The 19,491-nt window shown below is 63.7% G+C and carries 17 protein-coding genes; 9 read left to right on the top strand and 8 right to left on the bottom strand.

The window, feature by feature from the left end; all coding sequences use genetic code 11:
- Nucleotides 1-382: 382 nt before the first annotated feature.
- From amn to DGA31_RS27470, 3 genes are read right to left on the bottom strand one after another with little or no spacing between them, the layout of a single operon-like run.
- Nucleotides 383-1,879, bottom strand: coding sequence for an AMP nucleosidase (gene amn, locus DGA31_RS27460; RefSeq protein WP_161959238.1), 1,497 nt, complete (start codon nt 1,877-1,879; stop codon nt 383-385).
- Nucleotide 1,880: 1 nt separating this feature from the next.
- Complete coding sequence (locus DGA31_RS27465) at nt 1,881-3,530, bottom strand: acyl-CoA dehydrogenase family protein (protein WP_109514660.1); 1,650 nt, start codon at nt 3,528-3,530, stop codon at nt 1,881-1,883.
- Between the two features lie 42 nt (nt 3,531-3,572).
- Nucleotides 3,573-5,594 carry a sensor histidine kinase gene (locus DGA31_RS27470; RefSeq protein WP_109514682.1) on the bottom strand — a complete coding sequence of 674 codons (2,022 nt, stop codon included), beginning with the start codon at nt 5,592-5,594 and terminating at the stop codon, nt 3,573-3,575.
- Between the two features lie 358 nt (nt 5,595-5,952).
- Between DGA31_RS27470 and DGA31_RS27475 the strand changes: the two genes are divergently transcribed.
- Together DGA31_RS27475 and thiE are read left to right on the top strand one after the other, a co-directional pair.
- Entirely contained in the window at nt 5,953-6,753 is an 801-nt protein-coding gene (locus DGA31_RS27475; protein ID WP_109514661.1) for a hydroxymethylpyrimidine/phosphomethylpyrimidine kinase, read from the top strand.
- A gap of 22 nt (nt 6,754-6,775) precedes the next feature.
- Entirely contained in the window at nt 6,776-7,399 is a 624-nt protein-coding gene (thiE, locus tag DGA31_RS27480) for a thiamine phosphate synthase (RefSeq protein ID WP_109514662.1), read from the top strand.
- Between the two features lie 131 nt (nt 7,400-7,530).
- Here the strand turns inward: thiE and DGA31_RS27485 are convergent, their stop codons facing one another.
- Together DGA31_RS27485 and DGA31_RS27490 are read right to left on the bottom strand one after the other, a co-directional pair.
- Nucleotides 7,531-8,061 (bottom strand): methylated-DNA--[protein]-cysteine S-methyltransferase, encoded by a 531-nt coding sequence (locus DGA31_RS27485; protein ID WP_109514663.1) that lies wholly within the window; start codon nt 8,059-8,061, stop codon nt 7,531-7,533.
- Nucleotides 8,058-9,554 (bottom strand): DNA-3-methyladenine glycosylase 2 family protein, encoded by a 1,497-nt coding sequence (locus DGA31_RS27490; protein WP_241509667.1) that lies wholly within the window; start codon nt 9,552-9,554, stop codon nt 8,058-8,060. Before DGA31_RS27490 ends, DGA31_RS27485 begins: the two co-directional genes overlap by 4 nt.
- Before the next feature lie 110 nt (nt 9,555-9,664).
- Here DGA31_RS27490 and hemL point away from each other — a divergent pair, with 110 nt between their 5' ends.
- Nucleotides 9,665-10,948, top strand: coding sequence for a glutamate-1-semialdehyde 2,1-aminomutase (gene hemL, locus DGA31_RS27495; protein ID WP_109514664.1), 1,284 nt, complete (start codon nt 9,665-9,667; stop codon nt 10,946-10,948).
- A 198-nt stretch (nt 10,949-11,146) separates the two neighbouring features.
- Entirely contained in the window at nt 11,147-11,698 is a 552-nt protein-coding gene (locus DGA31_RS27500; RefSeq protein ID WP_056841885.1) for a tetratricopeptide repeat protein, read from the top strand.
- A gap of 38 nt (nt 11,699-11,736) precedes the next feature.
- On the opposite strand, the gene DGA31_RS27505 is transcribed toward DGA31_RS27500, so the two are convergent.
- A complete protein-coding gene (locus DGA31_RS27505; RefSeq protein ID WP_056841884.1) occupies nt 11,737-12,063 on the bottom strand; it encodes a DUF1820 family protein in 327 nt (108 codons plus the stop codon).
- A 129-nt stretch (nt 12,064-12,192) separates the two neighbouring features.
- Between DGA31_RS27505 and miaB the strand changes: the two genes are divergently transcribed.
- The 5 genes from miaB to lnt all read left to right on the top strand — a co-directional run bounded on the left by miaB (nt 12,193) and on the right by lnt (nt 18,026).
- Nucleotides 12,193-13,521, top strand: coding sequence for a tRNA (N6-isopentenyl adenosine(37)-C2)-methylthiotransferase MiaB (gene miaB, locus DGA31_RS27510; RefSeq protein ID WP_109514665.1), 1,329 nt, complete (start codon nt 12,193-12,195; stop codon nt 13,519-13,521).
- A 627-nt stretch (nt 13,522-14,148) separates the two neighbouring features.
- Nucleotides 14,149-15,129, top strand: coding sequence for a PhoH family protein (locus tag DGA31_RS27515; protein ID WP_109514666.1), 981 nt, complete (start codon nt 14,149-14,151; stop codon nt 15,127-15,129).
- On the top strand, nt 15,122-15,622 hold the full coding sequence (ybeY, locus tag DGA31_RS27520) for an rRNA maturation RNase YbeY (RefSeq protein ID WP_056841881.1): 501 nt from the start codon (nt 15,122-15,124) through the stop codon (nt 15,620-15,622). Before DGA31_RS27515 ends, ybeY begins: the two co-directional genes overlap by 8 nt.
- Before the next feature lie 5 nt (nt 15,623-15,627).
- Nucleotides 15,628-16,470, top strand: a complete 843-nt coding sequence (locus DGA31_RS27525; RefSeq protein ID WP_056841880.1) for an HlyC/CorC family transporter — start codon at nt 15,628-15,630, stop codon at nt 16,468-16,470.
- A gap of 29 nt (nt 16,471-16,499) precedes the next feature.
- A complete protein-coding gene (gene lnt / locus DGA31_RS27530) occupies nt 16,500-18,026 on the top strand; it encodes an apolipoprotein N-acyltransferase (protein ID WP_109514667.1) in 1,527 nt (508 codons plus the stop codon).
- Between the two features lie 80 nt (nt 18,027-18,106).
- Here the strand turns inward: lnt and DGA31_RS27535 are convergent, their stop codons facing one another.
- Together DGA31_RS27535 and DGA31_RS27540 are read right to left on the bottom strand one after the other, a co-directional pair.
- Nucleotides 18,107-18,868, bottom strand: a complete 762-nt coding sequence (locus DGA31_RS27535; protein ID WP_109514668.1) for a YdcF family protein — start codon at nt 18,866-18,868, stop codon at nt 18,107-18,109.
- Between the two features lie 84 nt (nt 18,869-18,952).
- The gene (locus tag DGA31_RS27540; RefSeq protein WP_109514684.1) at nt 18,953-19,321 is read right to left on the bottom strand and encodes a hypothetical protein; all 369 of its coding nucleotides are present in this window, start codon (nt 19,319-19,321) and stop codon (nt 18,953-18,955) included.
- Nucleotides 19,322-19,491: the final 170 nt, after the last annotated feature.

Here is a 19,491-nt window from a genome sequence, read left to right on the forward strand (position 1 = left end):
ACCGAGTGCGAAGCGCTCGCAGAAATCTGTGAAACGCCATAAATTCATGACGGTGAACGCGTACAGAAATCTGTGAAATGCTGAAAATTTACGACTGCTGACGCAGCCGGTCGCGGGCAAGCGCGCTCCTACACCGGGTCCATGTTTGCTGCGCGAAAGCGTTGTGTCAGTGACACAAGGTGATCTCTCATCAAACACAAAATAACTTATTGATTTTATTGGTTATAAAATTTAAACCCGTAGGAGCGCGCTTGCCCGCGACCGAGTGCGAAGCGCTCGCAGAAATCTGTGAAACGCTGCAATTTTACGACTGCTGCGCAGCCGGTCGCGGTGGTCCGGCATTCCGGCAAGCGCGCTCCTACGGGGCGCCTGCAAGGGGCTGTCAGCGGAACGGTGGCTCGTCGAAGCTGCGCAGTTTGCGTGAGTGCAGGGAGTTGAGTTCGGCGCGCAGCAGGTCCAGGGCGGCGATGCCGATCTTCAGGTGCTGGCTGACAGCGCGGTTATAGAACGCGTTGGCCGAGCCCGGCAGCTTGATCTCGCTGTGCAGCGGTTTGTCCGAAACGCATAGCAAGGTGCCGTACGGCACGCGCAGGCGGTAGCCTTGCGCGGCGATGGTACCGCTTTCCATATCGACCGCCACGGCCCGGGACAGGTTGATCAGCGGGCGTTCCTGGGCCCAGCGCAGCTCCCAGTTGCGGTCGTCGTAGGTCAGGACCGTGCCGGTGCGCAGGCGTTTCTTGAGTTCTTCGCCGCGCTCGCCGGTGACCTGGGCGGCTGCTTCCTGCAACGCCAGTTGCACCTCGGCCAAAGCCGGGATCGGGATGTGCGGCGGCAGCACGCGGTCCAGGATGCCGTCGCGGCGCATGTAGGCATGGGCCAGCACGTAGTCGCCGATGGTCTGCGACTGACGCAGCCCGCCGCAGTGGCCGATCATCAGCCAGCAGTGCGGGCGCAGGACCGCCAGGTGGTCGGTGATGTTCTTGGCATTGGACGGGCCGACGCCGATATTGACCAGGGTCACGCCATGGCCGTCCTCGGCCACCAGGTGATAGGCCGGCATCTGGTAACGGTGCCAGACCACGCTGGCCACTACGCTCTGCGCCTCTTCGGCGTCCATGCCCTTATCGACGATCACATTGCCCGGCAGCACCAGGCGCACGAAACGCGGGTCGTCACGCAGGGTCTCCAGCCCGTGCATGATGAACTGGTCGACATAGCGGTGGTAGTTGGTCAGCAGGATCCACGGCTGCACATGGCGCCAGTCGCTGCCGGTGTAGTGCACCAGGCGGCGCAGCGAAAAGTCGGTGCGGGCGGCGTCGAACAGCGCCAGCGGCAACGGGTCGGCGTTGGCCCAATCGTGCAGGCCGTCGGCGATGCCGTCGGTGGTGGCCGACAGGTCAGTGCTGGGGAACACCCGCGCCAGGGCGGCGGCGGTGATGCCGGTGCCGGCCAGTTCGTCGCCCTGCTCGACCACGTACGGGTAAGGAATGGTCTTGTCGCTCAGGCCCACTTCCAGGGTGACATTGAAGTCACGGATCAGCGGGCCGAGCTGCTCGAGCAGGTATTTGCGAAACGACGCCGGCTGGGTCACGGTCACGCTGTAGGTGCCGGGCAACTGGACCTTGGCATAGGCACGCGTGGTGGTCGGCACTTCGCCATTAGAGGTATAGGTCAGACGCAGCTCGGGGTAGCGAAACAGCGCGCGTTGCTCGGCATCGGGCTCGATGCGCTCCTTGAGGTAGCGCTTGAGGGCCTGGTTCAAGGCGCCAGTGGCGCGCTCGTGCAGTTCGGCCAGGTGCTGGACGGCTTGTTCAGCGGTTTCTACGACAACAAAAGCGTGGCTCACGGTAAGGATCCTGTCTGACATGCAGTGCTGCATCCTAACTCACCTGTGGCGCTGCACGCGCCAGTAATGTTGCGCAGTCCACGCCCCTGGGCAACGCGCCATACGCCATTGCCGGCGAGCGCAAGCGACCGGCAATGAAGGCATCGCTGACGGCACTGACGCCGGCATCAAGCAACAGTCGCGCCTGCAAGGCCACGGCAATGCCTTCGGTCAGTTGCCGCGCGCGGTACGGCAGGTCCTGATGATCGCCGAGGTCCTGTTTGAGCCGCCGAACATGGTCGGCCAGATCAGCATCGCCACGGCCGTCGTCGAGTTCGTCGAACAGGGCATCGAGTACGCCGGGCTCGCGCGCCAGGGCCCGCAGCACGTCCAGGCACTGGACATTGCCCGAGCCTTCCCAGATGGAATTGACCGGCGCTTCGCGGTACAGGCGCGGCAGGATGCTGTCTTCGATGTAGCCGGCGCCGCCCAGGCATTCGGCGGCCTCGTTGATCATGGCCGGTGCCCGCTTGCAGATCCAGTACTTGCCCACCGCCGTCACCAGGCGAATGAAACGCGCCTGGTGGTCATTGTCGGCGCGGTCCAGGGCGTGGGCCATGCGCAAGCTCAGGGCCAGGGCGGCCTCGCTTTCCAGCGCCAGGTCGGCGAGCACGTTCTGCATCAAGGGGTGTTGCACCAGCACGCGCCCGCCCACCTGACGGTGCGCACAATGGTGCATGGCCTGGGTCAGGGCCTGGCGCATCAGGGCGCTGGAGCCGGTCATGCAGTCGAAGCGGGTCATGGCGACCATTTCGAGGATGGTCGCCACGCCGCGCCCCTCCTCGCCCAGCATCCAGGCCAGCGCGCCGCGAAACTCGACCTCGCACGAGGCATTGGAGCTGTTGCCCAGTTTGTCCTTGAGGCGCTGGATCTGGAAAGCGTTGAGGGTGTCGTCGGGGCGGTGGCGTGGCAACAGGAAACAGCTCAGGCCCTTGTCGGTCTGGGCCAGGGTCAGAAAGGCATCGCACATCGGTGCCGAGCAGAACCATTTGTGCCCGACCAGTTCATAGGCCTGCCCCGGACCGCAGCTGCCCACAGGATGGGCACGGGTGGTATTGGCCCGCACATCGGTGCCGCCCTGTTTCTCGGTCATCGCCATGCCGAGGGTGACGCCGGCCTTGTGCGCGATGCCGACGTTGCGTGGGTCGTACTCGGTGGCCAGCACCTTGGGCAACCAGGCACTGGCCAGCTCAGGCTGCAACCTGAGCGCCGGCACGCTGGCAAAGGTCATGGTCAGCGGGCAGCCGCTGCCGGGCTCGGCCTGGGTGTGCAGGTAACTCATGGCAGCGCGGGCCACGTGGGCGCCGGGCTGTGGCTCGCGCCACGGCAGGGATGGAATGCCATGCTCGATGGCAGTACGCATCAGTTGATGCCAGGCCGGATGAAATTCGATCAGGTCGATGCGGTGGCCGTAGCGGTCATGGCTGTGGAACACCGGCTTGTGACGGTTGGCCAGAAAGCCCGCCTCCATCAGCGGCCCGCCGGCCAGAGCACCGTAGGCGTCGATGCGCGGGCTGGCCCAGGCAGCACCGAAGCGCTGCACCAAGGCTTGCAGCGGCAGGTCGATGCGGTACAGGTTGAGGCCGTCGAGCGGAGGCGGCTGGTTGGTGACGTCGTGGGTCCGGGCCAATGAATACAGGTTCATTCAGCGCTCCTCGATCAGTCGCAAACAAGGCCTGTCAGTGAATCACGCACCCCGCAGGTTAAAAAGCGCCATACCGGACGAAGTGTCAGTGCATTTTCCCTCTTGCTGGCAAATGGCAGTGCCCACCGTCGGCAAGGACAGGGTCAGGGTGAAACAACTGCCGCGTCCGGGCTCGGACTGATGGCTCAGGCGCCCGCCCTGGAGCTCGATCAACTGCCGGCAGATCGCCAGGCCAATGCCCAGGCCACCGTATTCGCGGGTCATCGAGCTGTCGACCTGGAAGAAGCGCTGGTACAGCACCGCTTCGTCGAGCCGCTTGAAACCGATGCCGGTGTCCATCACATCGATTTGCAACTGGCAGGTGTCGGCCTGGCGACATTGATTGCGCAAACGCAGCGTGACCGTGCCATGACGGGTGAACTTGATCGCATTGTCGAGCAGGCATTCGATGCACTGGTACAGTTTGTCCGGATCACCGCGCAGGCAACGCGGCAGCCGGGGGTCCATGTCGAGGCGCAATTGCAGGCCCTTGGCCTGTGCAGGCGCCACGAAGCGCGCACGCAGGCGGCGGGTCAGGCTGTGCAGTTCGAAGGCCTCGGCCTGGGCCGACAGCGCGCCGGCCTGCAATTCGGTCAGGGTCAGCATGCCGTTGATCAGATGCATCATGTCTTGAGAAGAGCTGGCGGCCGTCTGCTGATACATCTGCAGCTCGACGTCCATGGGCACGGTGCGCATCAGCTCCAGAGAACCGATGATGCCGTTCATGGGCGTGCGCAGTTCATGGGTCAGCGTGGCGAGAAACTCATCCTTGAGGCGGTTGCTGGTGGCCAGTTGCTGGTTGAGCCGCTCCAGATCCTTGCCGGCTTCCAGCAGGTTCTGCGCCTGCAGTTCGCGGGCATGGTTGATACGGTCGGCCAGGGCCAGCGACAACAGGGCCACTTCGATCGCCGAACCGATCTGGCTGGCATACATGGTCAGGAAGGTATTGGGCAGGTAGCCCATGAGCATCACGGCATTGACCAGGCCGCCAAACAGGAAGGCCGACCAGGCCACCAGAAAATAGCGCGCCACCCTGACCCGCCTGAACGAGGCAATGATGCCGGTGGTGAACACCAGCACGGTGAACACCACGGCCAGCAGGGTCACCATGCGCAACGCCAGGCCGTAGTCGGCAAACAGCGCCAGGGCCATGACCACCCCGGCGCTGCCCATCACCCAGACCAGCGCAGTGTCCAGCCAGCGCCCCAACAGGGCGGTCTGCAGGAAGCTGCGCGTGAACTGGCTGGCAAACAGCACTGAAATGCCGATCAGAAACGGCGTGGCCACATTGGCCCACCAGGGGTTGTCCGGCCACAGGTACTCGATGGCAGCCCCGTTGACCGACACCTGGTACAGCCCGAACGAGGCGATATACAGGATGTAGTACAGGTAACTGCTGTCGCGCACGCTGACATAGATGAACAGGTTGTAGAGCAGCATGCCCAGCAGCACGCCGTAGATCAGCCCGAGGATATAGATACGCGCCGGCTGCTCTTCAAGGTAGGCATGGCTGGACCACAGGTTCAACGGGGCCTGCACCGAGCCGCGGCTGGCGACGCGCACGTAGGCAATCATGGTTTCGCCGGGTTTGAGCGGCAACTCGAAGACAAAGTTGTTCTGGCGGACCTGGCGGCTGGAGAACGGCAGCATGTCACCGGTTTTCCAGCTCATGTGCTGGCGTCCGCTGGCGTCGAGCAGGTACACATCGACATGATCGATCGGCGGATAGGCCAGCTCCAGCAGCCAGTCGGCATGCCTGGCCGGGTCGCGTGGCTGGTAGGACAGCCTGATCTTCATCCAGAACGCCGAGTGCGAATAGCCGGCGTTGAGGGTTTTCGCGTCCAGGGGCCGGAACGCCTGGGCCATGCCAGGCGCACTGACCTGATCGATACCCACGGCGGCGCTGGTGTCTTCGAACACTTCGGTCCATTGACCCAGTGACAGGTTGCGGGTGCTTTCGTCGAACTCGACGGCATGAGCCCACAATGGCAGGCAAGCAACCAGCAACATCAGCAAGTAGCGCAACATGAAAGCCCCAAGGTAGTCCGTCGCGCTTGCTCGATCCGTGAAGCGACGCCCTGCAGTTCCCATCCGTGAAGCAGGTTCAATAGGTTCTGTGACCCTGTGCCGGGCGGCGCTGCAGGCCGCAATGGACGGGCCTTTTGCTTGTGTGCACGCACAGACTGTCAAGGATAGCCGTTAATCGCCCAAAGGCACCATGTCTTTGACTCATAAGCCAAAACCGCGACATAGAGCATCGGACGCCGACTGCGGAGCCTGCGGCACAGCGCAATCGGCTGCCGCCCCTGCAATAGCGGCGCCCCATGGAAAATTTCAGGCACCGGCAGCGACCGCCGCCGGGTTAGTGATAAGCTCGCGCACCATGAACACTATCTATAGCACCCGCCCCGTAGTTCTCTGCCTGTCCGGCCACGACCCCAGTGGTGGCGCCGGTTTGCAGGCCGATATCGAAGCCCTGCTGGCCCAGGGTTGTCATGCGGCTCCGGCCGTCACCGCCCTGACCGTGCAGGACACGGTCAATGTCAGCGATTTTCGCGTGCTGGATCGTGAGTGGGTGCTGGCCCAGGCCAATGCCGTGCTCAACGACTCGACCGTAGAGGCTGTGAAGCTGGGCATGCTCGGCTCGCTGGAGATGGTCGACACGGTGGTCGGGCTGCTCAGCGCCCACCCGCACCTGCCGGTGGTCTGCGACCCGGTCCTGCGGGCCGGCGGCGGCGGCCGACTGGGCAAGGATGAGGTCGGCTATGCGATGCGCGAGCGCTTGTTGCCGCTGTCGACCATCGCCACGCCCAACCTGCCTGAAGCCCGTATCCTGGCCGAACTGCCCGAAGGCAGCGCCGATGAGTGCGCGGCGCGTCTGCTTGAGTATTGCCAGCACCTGTTGATCACCGGTGGCCATGGTGATGAAGAGCAGGTGCACAACCGTCTGTACATTCGTGACCAGCCGCCGCTCACCTTTACCTGCCAGCGCCTGCCGGGCAGCTATCATGGTTCAGGCTGCACCCTGGCCAGTGCCCTGGCCGGACGCCTGGCGCTGGGGCAGGAACTGGTCAGCGCTGTCGAGTCAGCGCTGGACTACACCTGGCGCACCCTGCGCGATGCCGACCTGCTGGGCCGGGGTCAGTTCGTACCGCGCCGTCTGCCGCTGGATTTCTGTTCGTGATCACCCTGTCGAGGCCAGTTCCATGAAGCTACGCGGCCTGTACGCCATCACCGACGGCCAGCTCCTGGCCGGCCGGTTTCTGTCCTACGTCGAGGCCGCTCTTGAAGGCGGCGTCACGCTGCTGCAGTACCGCGACAAGACCCATGACGAATCGCGCCGTCTGCGCGAGGCGAGCGAACTGCTCAAGCTGTGCGAGCGCTACAGGACGCGCCTGATCATCAACGATGACGCCGAACTGGCGGCGCGCCTGGGCGTAGGCGTGCATCTGGGCCAGACCGACGGCTCGCTGTCCAATGCCCGGGCCTTGCTGGGCCACAAGGCGATCATGGGGGCGACCTGCCACGGCCGGCTGGAACTGGCCGAACAGGCCAAGGCCGACGGCGCCAGCTATGTGGCGTTCGGCAGGTTCTTCCATTCGATGACCAAACCTGAGGCACCGGCCGTCCCGCTGGAGCTGCTCGGGCAGGTGCGGGCACGGATCAACCTGCCCATTGCGGTGATTGGCGGGATTACCCTGGAAAACGCAGCGCCCCTGGTAGAGCACGGCGCCGACCTGCTGGCGGTAGTCAACGGCCTGTTCGGCGCCGACAACACCGCCGAAGTGACCCGCCGGGCCAAGGCGTTCAACGCCCTGCTGGGTCGCTAGAACGCCGCACAGCGAACACCGAGCGATCTTTCGCGGCTGAAGCCAATACTGTTCACTTAGGTGCCTATTGCTTCTGTGGGAGCGACTTCAGTCGCGAAATGGCCAGTAAAATCACCGCACCTGTAGCGAACCTACCGCCCTATTCGCGGCTGAAGCCGCTCCTGACCCAGCTTGAAGCCCTGCGCGCATTCCAGCGCCAGCAGGGCGCGCTTGCGGTCGACGCCGCCGGCATAGCCGGTCAGGTCCCCGGAGGCGCCCACTACCCGGTGGCACGGCACGATGATCGAGATCGGGTTACGCCCGTTGGCGGTGCCCACCGCCCGTGAATGACCGGGGCTCAGGCCCATCTTGCGGGCCATGGCGCCGTACGACAGCACCTCGCCATAGGGAATGCGCGCCAGCGCCTGCCAGACCTGTTCCTGAAAGGGCGTGCCCCTGGTGCGCAACGGCAGGTCGAACACCTGCAACTCGCCGTTGAAGAATGCCTGCAGCTGCTCACGCGCCCGATCGATGATGCGCGGCACAGGCGTGTCGTCATTCACCAGCAGCAAGCGTTCGGGATAATGTTTCTGGCCGGTGAAGAACACACCGGTCAAGGCATCGTCTTCAGCGCGCAGGACGATATCGCCCAGGGTGCTGCTTAACAGATAACCCGCATTCATTGTTTTGCCTCCTCACTCAAGCGCCACAGGTGCACCACGGCATACGCCCGCCAGGGCGCCCAACGGTTGGCCTGTTCGTCGAGCTGCGCGGTCGTGGCGCAGCCCAGGTATTTTTTCAGCACCGCATCACCCTGCACGAATGCATTGGGCCAGCCCAGCGCCCGCATGGCAATGTATTGCACGGTCCACTCACCGATGCCGCGAATCCGGCGCAAGGCCGCAAGCGTTGGCTCCAGCGGCACCAGCGGCTCCAGCACGATACGGCCCGCTGCCACTTCCTGGGCGACCTGGATGATGGCCTCGGCGCGAATACCGATCAGCCCGGTGGCAATCAGCGCGGCAGGTTCCAGGCGGGCCAGCACCTCGGCACGTGGAAAGGTCTGCACCAGTGTTTCAGGCGCCTGCGCCACCGGCGTTCCGTAGCGCTCGGCAATGCGCGCCAGGATCTGCCGCGCCCTGAGTACAGAGATCTGCTGGCCGACCACCGCACGCACGGCGATCTCGAAGCCATCGAAGGCACCCGGCACGCGCATGCCCGGCAAGCCTTCGGCCAGTGCGCCCAGGTGCGCATCGACCAGGTCGGGCCGGCAACCGGTATCGAACACCCGCCGCAGCAAACCCAGCACCTGAACAATGGCCGGTTGCAGGGCGCTGGATATCTCGACCCGCAAGGCATGGCGTGCAGGCGCATGACGCACCTGCACCCAACCGGTCAGGCGCACGCCCGCATGCTCCAGTTCAAGGGCACGGCTGTAGCTGTCAGCCTCGACCCGCTCGACTCCGGCAATGCCGCGATGGGCCAGGAAAGCCAGCACACCGGACCAGGAAAACGGTGGCCGGTACGCCAGCTCAAAGCTCAAACCGTGCGCCGCCGCGACCGACCGCGCCTTGCGCAGGTTCGAGGGATTGAGCCCGTAGCGCGCCTGGAAGACATCGTTGAAGCGGCGCACGCTGCCGAACCCGGCCACCAGCGCCACCTCGACCATGGGCAGCGAGGTTTCGCTGAGCAAGCGCTTGGCAACCAGCAGGCGCTGGGTCTGGGCAAACTCGACCGGGGTCACCCCGAAGTGCGCCTCGAAGAGCCGGCGCAGGTGGCGGGCAGTGACCCCTACCCGCTGCGCCAGGTCCTGAAGAGTGCGACCATTGAGGTAACCTTCCTCGATCAACCGGGCCGCCGCCTGGGCCAGCCGTTCGGAGGCATCCAGGGCGGCGTGACCCGGCGCCAGCTCCGGGCGACAACGCAGGCACGGGCGAAAACCGGCCTGTTCGGCAGCCGCCGCCGAGGTGAAGAACGTGCAGTTGCGCGCCAGTGGCGCCCGCACCGGACACACCGGCCGGCAGTAGATACCGGTGGAGGACACGCCCATGAAAAACCAGCCGTCAAAACGGCGATCGCGGGCGACAAAGGCGGTATAACAGATGTGCGGGTCGAGGATTTTCATAAGGCCGACTTTAAGCCAGCCCGGCGCGCAAGTCTGGCTGAAATCGGACATCGACAGCCGCCAGTCAATTTGCATTTGCTATAGTGCCGGCTCCTGCGCCGCCTGGTGTTTACCTCCCGGGTGCAGACACGACTTCCCGTTTCAAAAGCAGAGACCCGATCATGTCCCGTTCCGAAGCACTGTTCGCCAACGCCCAAAAACACATCCCCGGCGGCGTCAACTCGCCGGTGCGCGCATTCAAGAGCGTCGGCGGCACGCCGCTGTTCTTCAAGCACGCCGAAGGCGCCTACGTGACGGACGAAGACGACAAGCGCTACGTGGACTATGTCGGCTCCTGGGGCCCGATGATCCTCGGCCACAGCCACCCGCAAGTGCTCGATGCCGTGCGCGCCCAGCTTGAACATGGCCTGTCCTATGGGGCACCGACCGCGATGGAAACCGAGATGGCCGACCTGGTCTGCTCGCTGGTGCCGTCGATGGAAATGGTGCGCATGGTCAGCTCCGGCACCGAGGCGACCATGAGTGCCATCCGCCTGGCCCGTGGCTACACCGGCCGCGACAGCATCATCAAGTTCGAAGGCTGCTACCACGGCCATTCCGACAGCCTGCTGGTCAAGGCCGGTTCCGGCGCCCTGACCCTGGGCGTGCCCAGTTCGCCCGGCGTGCCGGCGGCCTTTGCCAGGCACACCCTGACCGTGCCGTTCAACGACCTGGACGCCGTGCGCGCCATGCTCGCCGAAGTCGGCCAGGAAGTGGCGTGCATCATCGTCGAGCCGGTGGCCGGCAACATGAACTGCGTACCGCCGGCCCCCGGCTACCTGCAAGGCCTGCGCGCCCTGTGCGACGAGCATGGCGTGGTGCTGATTTTCGACGAAGTGATGACCGGCTTTCGGGTCGCGCTGGGCGGTGCCCAGGCGTATTACGGCGTCACGCCCGACCTGTCGACCTTCGGCAAGATCATCGGCGGCGGCATGCCGGTCGGCTGCTTTGGCGGCAAGCGCGAGATCATGTCGCACATCGCACCGCTGGGCCCGGTCTACCAGGCTGGCACCCTGTCGGGCAACCCGCTGGCCATGGCCGCCGGCCTGACCACGCTGCGCCTGATCAGCCGTGAAGGCTTCCACGACGAGCTGGACACTTACACCCGTCGCCTGCTGGCCGGTTTGCAGGCGCGCGCCGATGCGGCCGGGATCGCCTTTACCACGACCCAGGCCGGCGGCATGTTCGGCCTGTATTTCACCGAGACCCAAGCCATCGTGACCTTCCAGGACGTGATGACCAGCGATGCCGAGCGCTTCAAGCGCTTCTTCCACCTGATGCTGGAAGGCGGTGTGTACCTGGCGCCCAGTGCCTTCGAGGCCGGCTTCACCTCCATTGCCCATGGCGAGGTCGAGCTGCAATTGACGCTAGATGCTGCCGAAAAGGCGTTCGCCGCGCTCGGATAAGGCAAAGGCGCCTGCCTGCGCTCAGGCGGGCGCCCATCGCTTAGTGCCATACCCTCTTAAAACAAGGCTTTTAAAAGCCGTGCAGCAGAAAATCCGTAAACACTTTGTAAGGTGGGCTCCGCTTATTTCATAATGCGCAGCCAGCACCTTTAGCTGCACGGTACGCCCGCATCTTTTTCCAGAGGCACGTCGACTCCCATGAACCGCACCGGCCGCACCCTTGCATTGGGCTGCCTGTTGCTTGTCTATCCCCTGCTGACCCAGGCAGCAGGCGGCAACTCGTTGTTGATCCCAGCGATGGGTCGCTGCACCCTCAATACGCTGCCCGAGAACCTGCCCGACGCCCTGAGCGCCTGCCAGCAGGCCGCGCAATCGGGTGACGCACAGGCGCAGTACGAGTTGGGCGAGTTCTACTACGAAGGCAAGCAGGCCGAACGCGACCTGGCCCAGGCCCTGAATTATTTCGAGAAAGCCTCGTTGCAGGGCCATGCCCAGGCGCAATACCGGCTGGGCTCGATGTTCGCGGCTGGCGAAGGCGTACCGGTGAACAACATCCAGGCGTATGTCGTGCTCAAGATGGCGGCGGTCAATGGCTCGGAAGACGCCCTTGATGCCGCCGATGAAGTCTCGGCCAGGATGCAGCGCAACGAACTGGAAATCGCCACCCAGGTGCTGGGGCAGATCTTCCGCAAGTACCTGCTGGAGCTGCAGACTGCCGAAGGCCGCACGCCCTTCTCGCCGCTGCCTTAGACGCAGCCTTGGGCGCGGCGGGCCGACAGCCTGCCGGATTATTTCTCCGGCATTGGCACCGGGAACGGCATGACGTTGCTGCCGCCCTTCGCTTCACTGATCTTCGGCGTCCCCATGCGCTCGACTTCATCGATGCGCACGATCGAGTGCATCGGCACGAAGCTGCGCACCACGCCTTCGAACTGGGCCTTCAGTTTTTCTTCGCTGGGGTCCACGACCACGGTCGTGCGCTCGCCAAAGACAAACTCCTCTACTTCAAGAAACCCCCACAGATCGCTCTGGTAGATTTGCTTGGCGTACATTTCGAACACCTGGCCCTGATTGAGGAAAATAACTTTGTAGATGGGAGATTCGCGTTTGGTCATGGTCGACAGGCAATGATCACAGAGGTGAAAAGAGCGGAATTATAGCATGCCCGCCGGACAGGCAATGCTAGATCACCGCACGCATCGCCCCTATAATGCGCGGTTCTTTGAATCAGCAGACTAGTGAGCATGGCCAAGAAGCTTTACATCGAAACCCACGGTTGCCAGATGAACGAGTACGACAGCTCGCGCATGGTCGACCTGCTGGGCGAACATCAAGCCCTGGAAGTCACCGCACGCGCCGAAGATGCCGACGTGATCCTGCTCAATACCTGCTCGATTCGCGAGCGCGCCCAGGACCGGGTGTATTCCCAGCTCGGCCGCTGGCGTGAACTGAAACTGGCCAACCCCGAGATGGTGATTGCCGTCGGCGGCTGCGTGGCCAGCCAGGAAGGTGCTGCCATTCGTGACCGCGCGCCCTACGTTGACGTGGTCTTCGGTCCTCAGACCCTGCACCGCCTGCCGGAAATGATCGATGCGGCCCGTGTCAGCGGCCAGCCGCAGGTCGATGTCTCGTTTCCGGAAATCGAAAAGTTCGACCATTTGCCCGAGCCCCGTGTCGACGGCCCGACCGCTTATGTCTCGGTCATGGAAGGCTGCAGCAAGTACTGCACCTTCTGCGTGGTGCCCTACACCCGCGGTGAAGAAGTCAGCCGCCCGTTCGATGATGTCCTGGGTGAAGTCATTCACCTGGCAGAAAACGGCGTGCGTGAAGTCACCCTGCTGGGACAGAACGTCAACGGCTATCGCAGCGTCAATCCTGACGGCAGCGTGGCCGACCTGGCCGACCTGATCCGCGTCGTGGCGGCCATCGAAGGCATCGACCGGATTCGCTACACCACCTCGCACCCGCTGGAGTTCTCTGACAGCCTGATCCAGGCCCATGCCGAGGTGCCCGAACTGGTCAAGCACCTGCACCTGCCGGTGCAGTCCGGCTCCGACCGGATCCTGGCGGCCATGAAGCGCAACCACACGGTGCTGGAATACAAATCCCGCTTGCGCAAGCTCAAGGCGGCGGTGCCGGACATCTGCATCAGTTCGGACTTCATCATCGGCTTTCCGGGCGAAACCGAGAAAGACTTCGAAAACACCATGAAGCTGGTGCAGGACGTGGGCTTCGACTTCTCATTCTCGTTCATCTACAGCCCGCGCCCTGGTACTCCGGCGGCCGACCTGAAGGACGAAACCCCTGAAGAAGTGAAAAAGCAGCGCCTGGCTGACCTGCAGCACCGGCTCAACCAGCAGGGCTTCGAGATCAGCCGACAGATGGTCGGCTCGACCCAGCGCATTCTGGTCACCGACTATTCCAGGAAAGACCCGGGCCAGTTGCAGGGACGCACCGAGAACAACCGGATCGTCAACTTCAGCTGCGACAACCCCGCCCTGATCGGCCAGTTCGTCGATGTGCACATCGATGCCGCCCAGCCCCACTCGCTGCGCGGCTCGCTGCTGCAATAACGACACCTGGTAGGAGCGCGCTCTGCCCGCGACCGGCTGCGTAGCAGTCGTAAAAATAGTGGTGCTTCATCAATTTTTGCGAGCGCTGCGCACTCGGTCGCCGGCAAGCGGGCTCCTACCAGTCGGTGCCTGTCCGAATAGCCTGCTCTGTAGGAGCGCGCTCTGCCCGCGACCGGCTGCGTAGCAGTCGTAAATTTTCAGCGTCTATACAATTTTGCGAGCGCTGCGCACTCGGTCGCGGGCAAGCGCGCTCCTACTGGTCGGTGCCTGCCCGAATAGCCTGCTCTAATGCCGGACCACCGCGACCGGCTGCGTAGCAGTCGTAAAAATAGTGGTGTTTCATCAATTTTTGCGAGCGCTGCGCACTCGGTCGCGGGCAGAGCGCGCTCCTACTGGTCGGCGCCTGCCCGAATAGCCTGCTCTAATGCCGGACCACCGCGACCGGCTGCGCAGCAGTCGTAAAAATAGTGGTGTTTCATCAATTTTTGCGAGCGCTACGCACTCGGTCGCGGCGGTCCGGCATTCCGGCAAGCGCGCGTCATTACAAGTCAGACCTTTCGCACAGGCAGCACTGGGGTTATTCTTCAGTTCAACCCCAACAGCCGTCAGGCGGCCAAAAAGAAGACCTTGAACGCACCCATAGAACCCCATCGTTTCACCCTCGAACCCTTCGAGGCCCATCGTTTCGCCAACCTGTGCGGACAATTCGACGAGCACCTGCGCCTGATCGAGCAGCGCATGGACATCGAGATCCGCAACCGGGGCAATCAGTTCGAACTGATCGGCGATGCCAGTCTCACCGCCTCGGCAGAAAACCTGCTGCGCCGTCTGTATCGGGAAACCAAGGCAGCCGACCTGACCCCGGACATGGTGCACCTGTTTCTGCTGGAAACCGGCGAGCAACAGGACCCGGTCAGCGAAGCCAGCATGGCCCTGCGCACCAAGAAGGGCATGATCCGCCCGCGCGGGCTCAACCAGCAGCGCTACGTCAAGGCCGTGCTGGGCAACGACATCAACTTCGGCATTGGTCCGGCCGGTACCGGCAAGACCTGGCTGGCCGTGGCCTGCGCAGTCGATGCCCTGGAGCGCGAGCAGATCCGCCGCATCCTGCTGGTACGCCCGGCAGTCGAGGCCGGTGAAAAACTCGGCTTCCTGCCCGGCGACTTGGCACAGAAGATCGATCCGTACCTGCGCCCGCTCTACGACGCGCTGTACGAGATGCTTGGCTTTGAATACGTGGCCAAGCTGATCGAGAAGCAAGTCATTGAAATTGCCCCGCTGGCCTACATGCGCGGTCGCACCCTTAATAACAGCTTCATCATTCTCGACGAAAGTCAGAACACCACCGTCGAGCAGATGAAGATGTTCCTGACCCGCATTGGCTTTGGCTCTACCGCCGTGATCACCGGCGACATCACCCAGGTCGACCTGCCACGCGGCACCAGGTCGGGCCTGGCGCATGTCATCGACGTGCTCAAGGATGTACCGGGCATCAGCTTTACCCATTTCCAGCCCAAGGATGTGGTCCGCCATCCGCTGGTGCAACGCATCGTCGAAGCCTACGAGCGCTTCGAGGCGCGGCCCGAGGAAGGCAACCGCAATGCTTGAGCTGGACCTGCAGATCGCCAGTACCACCGCAGCGCCCACTGAAGCCCAGTTTCGCCTCTGGTGCGAAACCGGCTTGCGCCCGCGCACGGCCGATTCGGAGATGACCATCCGGCTGGTGGATGAAACCGAAGGCCGCGAGCTCAATCACACCTGGCGGCACAAGGATTACGCCACCAACGTGCTGTCGTTCCCGGCCGACGTGCCCGATGACCTGCTGGACATCCCGCTGCTGGGCGACCTGGTCATCTGCGTGCCGGTGGTCAACCGCGAGGCGCAGGAACAGGGCAAGCAGTGTGATGCGCACTGGGCGCACATGGTGATTCACGGCTGCCTGCACCTGCTCGGTTTCGATCACATCGACGATGACGAAGCCGAAGAAATGGAAGCGCTGGAACGAACGTTGCTTGCTGAACTGGGCTACCCGGATCCGTATGCGGACGACGACAGCGAAGAACCTCATCATTCAGAAACACCAAGCAAGGACCACGAGTAAGGGCCATGAGCGAAGATCGATCGAGCAACGGGCAAAAGTCATGGCTGGGCAAACTGACCCAGGCTTTTGCCCACGAGCCCAAGAACCGCCAGGAGCTTCTGGAGCTGCTGCGCGAAGCCCACCAGAACAAACTGCTGGACAGCGAGGCGCTGGCCATCGTCGAGGGCGCCATCCAGGTGGCCGACCTGCAGGTACGCGACATCATGGTGCCGCGCTCGCAGATGATCAGCATCCGCGCCACCCAGACGCCGCGCGAATTCCTGCCATCGGTCATCGATGCCGCCCACTCGCGCTACCCGGTGATCGGTGAAAGCCACGACGACGTGCTCGGCGTGCTGCTGGCCAAGGACCTGCTGCCGCTGATCCTGCAACAGGACAGCGACAGCCAGGACATCAGGAAACTGCTGCGCCCGGCCACCTTCGTGCCCGAGTCCAAGCGCCTGAACGTGTTGCTGCGCGAGTTTCGCGCCAACCACAACCACATGGCCATCGTCATCGACGAATACGGCGGCGTGGCAGGCCTGGTGACCATCGAAGACGTGCTGGAGCAGATCGTCGGCGACATCGAGGACGAGCACGATGTCGAGGAAGACAGCTACATCAAGCCATTGCCCAGTGGCGACTTCCTGGTCAAGGCACTGACGCCGATCGAAAGCTTCAACGAGTTTTTCGACAGCGAGTTCTCCGACGACGAGTTCGACACCGTCGGCGGCCTGGTCATGAATGCCTTCGGCCACCTGCCCAAGCGCAACGAGACCACCGAGATCGGCGCCTACCGCTTCCGCATCCTGAACGCCGACAGCCGCCGCATTCACCTGCTGCGCTTGAGCCCCCTGTCACGGGCCTGACCCGTCATACGTTGTATTAAGGATCTTTGATGCGCTGGATCACCCGCCCCGGCTGGCCCGGTAACCTGCTGGCCGTGGCGGCCGGTGGTCTCACCACGCTGGCCCTTGCGCCGTACGATATCTGGCCGCTGGCATTGCTGGCTGCCGCCCTGTTTTACCTGGGGCTGCGCGACCTGAGTCCGCGCCAGGCCCTGGGGCGCGGCTGGTGCTATGGCTTCGGCCTGTATGGTGCCGGCACCAGCTGGATCTATGTCAGCATCAACACCTACGGCGGGGCTTCGGCCCTGCTGGCAGGCCTGTTGATGCTGGCGTTCATTGCTGCCATCGCCTGGTTCTTCGCCCTGCCCGCCTGGGCCTGGGCACGCTGGCTGCGGCGCACGCCGCAGCCGCTGGCCGACGCCCTGGCGTTTGCGGCCCTGTGGGTGGCCCAGGAAGCCTTCCGTGGCTGGTTCCTGACCGGCTTTCCGTGGCTTTATTCCGGCTACAGCCAGCTCGACGGGCCACTGGCAGGCCTGGCACCGCTGGGCGGCGTATGGCTGGTGTCCTTCGCCCTGGCACTGACCGCTGCCCTGCTGTGCAACCTGCCCCGCTTGCGCATGCAACGTTCATGGCTGGCAGGCGGCGCGGCGCTGCTGGTGGCGCCCTGGGTCATCGGCCTGGCACTGAAGGGCCATGCCTGGACATCACCGTCCGGCAAACCACTGACGGTCGCGGCCGTGCAAGGCAATGTCGAGCAGATCCTCAAGTGGGACCCCGAGCACCTCAACGCGCAACTGGCGCTGTACCGCGACATGACGTTTCGCTCGAAACAGGCCGACCTGATCGTCTGGCCGGAAACGGCCGTGCCGGTGCTCAAGGAAATGGCCGAAGGCTACCTGAGCATGATGGGCCGCTTTGCCGCCGACCGGAATTCGGCGCTGATCACCGGCGTCCCCTTGCGCCAGAGCAACCATGAAGGCGAATACCGTTACTACAACGGCATCACCGTGACCGGCGTGGGCGATGGCACCTACCTGAAACAGAAGCTGGTGCCCTTTGGCGAATACGTGCCCTTGCAGGACCTGCTGCGGGGCCTGATCGCGTTCTTCAACCTGCCCATGTCGGACTTTGCCCGCGGGCCGCACGACCAGCCGCTGTTGCAGGCGCAGGGCTACCAGATTGCGCCGTACATCTGCTACGAAGTGGTGTACCCGGAGTTTGCCGCCGGGCTGGCAGCCCGCAGCGACTTGCTGCTGACGGTCAGCAACGACACCTGGTTCGGCACCTCCATCGGCCCGTTGCAGCATCTGCAAATGGCCCAGATGCGCGCACTGGAGGCCGGTCGCTGGATGATTCGTGCGACCAACAATGGCGTCACGGCCTTGATCGATCCGTATGGCAGGATCACCACCCGCCTGCCCTCGTTCGAACGCGGCGTACTCTATGGCGAAGTGGTGCCCATGCACGAACTGACACCGTACCTGCGCTGGCGCTCCTGGCCACTGGGTAGTGTGTGCGTCCTGTTGCTGGGCTGGGCGTGGGTTACGGCACGCCGTGCCCGCCACGCAGGACCGTAGAACCGTAGAACCGCAGGAGCGACCAACGGTCGCGAAGGGGCCCGCCTGATTCACCGCGGTATTCGCGACCGCAGGTGCTCCTATGGATAAATCCACGGGTAGACCAGCAGGCCTGCGGCCTCGTTGAGCAGCACGGCGCTCTGGCCGAAGGCGCGGCTTTCCGGCAGCCAGCCGCCGAAAGGCCGGGCGTTGTCCACGCCAAGAAACCCCACCGGCGCACCGATGACGGTAAAGCCGGCCTGTTCGAAGCTCCAGCGTGATCGCGGCATGTGCCAGGCGTGGGTCACCAGCACTACGCGCCTGACGCCTTGCGGCAACAACTGTCGGGCGCTCAGGGTGGCGTTTTCCCAGGTTGTACGGCTCTGCTCCTCCAGCCAGCGCACCTCGACGCCGAAATCCTCGCGCAGGGTGTCGCTCATGATCCGTGCCTCGCTGGGCGGCTCGCCATAGTGCAGGCCGCCGGTCACCAGCACCGGCAACCCGGACACTTTTGCCAGCCGCGCGGCCAGTTGCAGGCGCTCAAGCCCCATTGCCGTCGAGGCATCCGCCCCCCAGGTGGGCGAGTTGCGTTCCCGGCCACTGCCCAGCACCACGATCGCATCAGCCTGCTGCGCCAGCGCCTGCCACTGCTCACGCGGCAGCGGCGGTACCTGCTCCAGGCCACGGGCGGCGTGTTCGATCACCACCGGCAGGCTCATCAGCCACAACCCGCCCAGCCCCACTGCAAAGCAGGCAGCCGCCAGGCGCGGCCGTGAATATCGCCAGCACCAGCCCATCAATAACAGCACGAACAGAATGCCAGGTGGCAGCAGCAGGGTTTTGAACAGGTAGCGTAAAGGCATCGGACATCTCCAGAGATGTCCGAAGCCTAGAAGCAATGATGCCAAGCGACAATGCTTGAAAGACGGGCCCGCAGCCCGCGATGGTCAGAACTTGAACGGGGTCGTCGGGTGATCGCTCGATCGGCCTGCGCGACCTTTGCGTCGCCGGTCCTTGAGCCAGATGACCCTGGCCGGCTCCCGCGCCGCGTGCAGCGAAGCGGATGGCTCCGGCAAAGCCCTTGAACTGTCCTGCGACGTGTCTCCAACAGCCCCGCTTGCCTGCCTTTCGCCGTTTTCCAGGTAGGCCTCAATCAGCTCGATCTCGTCATCGCTCAACCCGTCGAACTCCAGCTCGACAAGCAACTCGTTGCGAAGACGAACGGCGGTGTTTGCCGTTTCCAGCGCAAGCTCCATACGATTGATCAAACGTTCATACAGCTCAGGAGTGCCTGATATGTGCTGCAACTCTGTCATCCGCTCACCTCTTCGAAGATAGGACATACCCTCGTTCTTGAGCTTAGCGCTGCTATCGAAACAGGCGCGAAACTGCGACCAACGGCGGGAACTATTCGTTGAACGCGTCACTCATCGGTGCTTTTGCCACCGGGCTGCGCAATCAAGGTTTCCCTCGGTAGACAGCGCTC

It is taken from the genome of Pseudomonas ovata (genome assembly GCF_003131185.1).
GTDB classification, from domain to species: Bacteria; Pseudomonadota; Gammaproteobacteria; order Pseudomonadales; family Pseudomonadaceae; genus Aquipseudomonas; species Aquipseudomonas ovata.

Bases quoted from the DNA above. Each gene is read 5' to 3' on its own strand.
- lnt (WP_109514667.1), top strand. From the start codon at position 16,500: ATGCGCTGGATCACCCGCCCCGGCTGGCCCGGTAACCTGCTGGCCGTG.
- hemL (WP_109514664.1), top strand. From the start codon at position 9,665: ATGTCCCGTTCCGAAGCACTGTTCGCCAACGCCCAAAAACACATCCCC.
- ybeY (WP_056841881.1), top strand. From the start codon at position 15,122: ATGCTTGAGCTGGACCTGCAGATCGCCAGTACCACCGCAGCGCCCACT.
- DGA31_RS27485 (WP_109514663.1), bottom strand. From the start codon at position 8,061: ATGAATGCGGGTTATCTGTTAAGCAGCACCCTGGGCGATATCGTCCTG.
- DGA31_RS27490 (WP_241509667.1), bottom strand. From the start codon at position 9,554: ATGTCCGATTTCAGCCAGACTTGCGCGCCGGGCTGGCTTAAAGTCGGC.
- miaB (WP_109514665.1), top strand. From the start codon at position 12,193: ATGGCCAAGAAGCTTTACATCGAAACCCACGGTTGCCAGATGAACGAG.
- amn (WP_161959238.1), bottom strand. From the start codon at position 1,879: ATGCAGCACTGCATGTCAGACAGGATCCTTACCGTGAGCCACGCTTTT.
- thiE (WP_109514662.1), top strand. From the start codon at position 6,776: ATGAAGCTACGCGGCCTGTACGCCATCACCGACGGCCAGCTCCTGGCC.
- DGA31_RS27535 (WP_109514668.1), bottom strand. From the start codon at position 18,868: ATGCCTTTACGCTACCTGTTCAAAACCCTGCTGCTGCCACCTGGCATT.
- DGA31_RS27525 (WP_056841880.1), top strand. From the start codon at position 15,628: ATGAGCGAAGATCGATCGAGCAACGGGCAAAAGTCATGGCTGGGCAAA.
- DGA31_RS27500 (WP_056841885.1), top strand. From the start codon at position 11,147: ATGAACCGCACCGGCCGCACCCTTGCATTGGGCTGCCTGTTGCTTGTC.
- DGA31_RS27505 (WP_056841884.1), bottom strand. From the start codon at position 12,063: ATGACCAAACGCGAATCTCCCATCTACAAAGTTATTTTCCTCAATCAG.
- DGA31_RS27540 (WP_109514684.1), bottom strand. From the start codon at position 19,321: ATGACAGAGTTGCAGCACATATCAGGCACTCCTGAGCTGTATGAACGT.
- DGA31_RS27465 (WP_109514660.1), bottom strand. From the start codon at position 3,530: ATGAACCTGTATTCATTGGCCCGGACCCACGACGTCACCAACCAGCCG.
- DGA31_RS27475 (WP_109514661.1), top strand. From the start codon at position 5,953: ATGAACACTATCTATAGCACCCGCCCCGTAGTTCTCTGCCTGTCCGGC.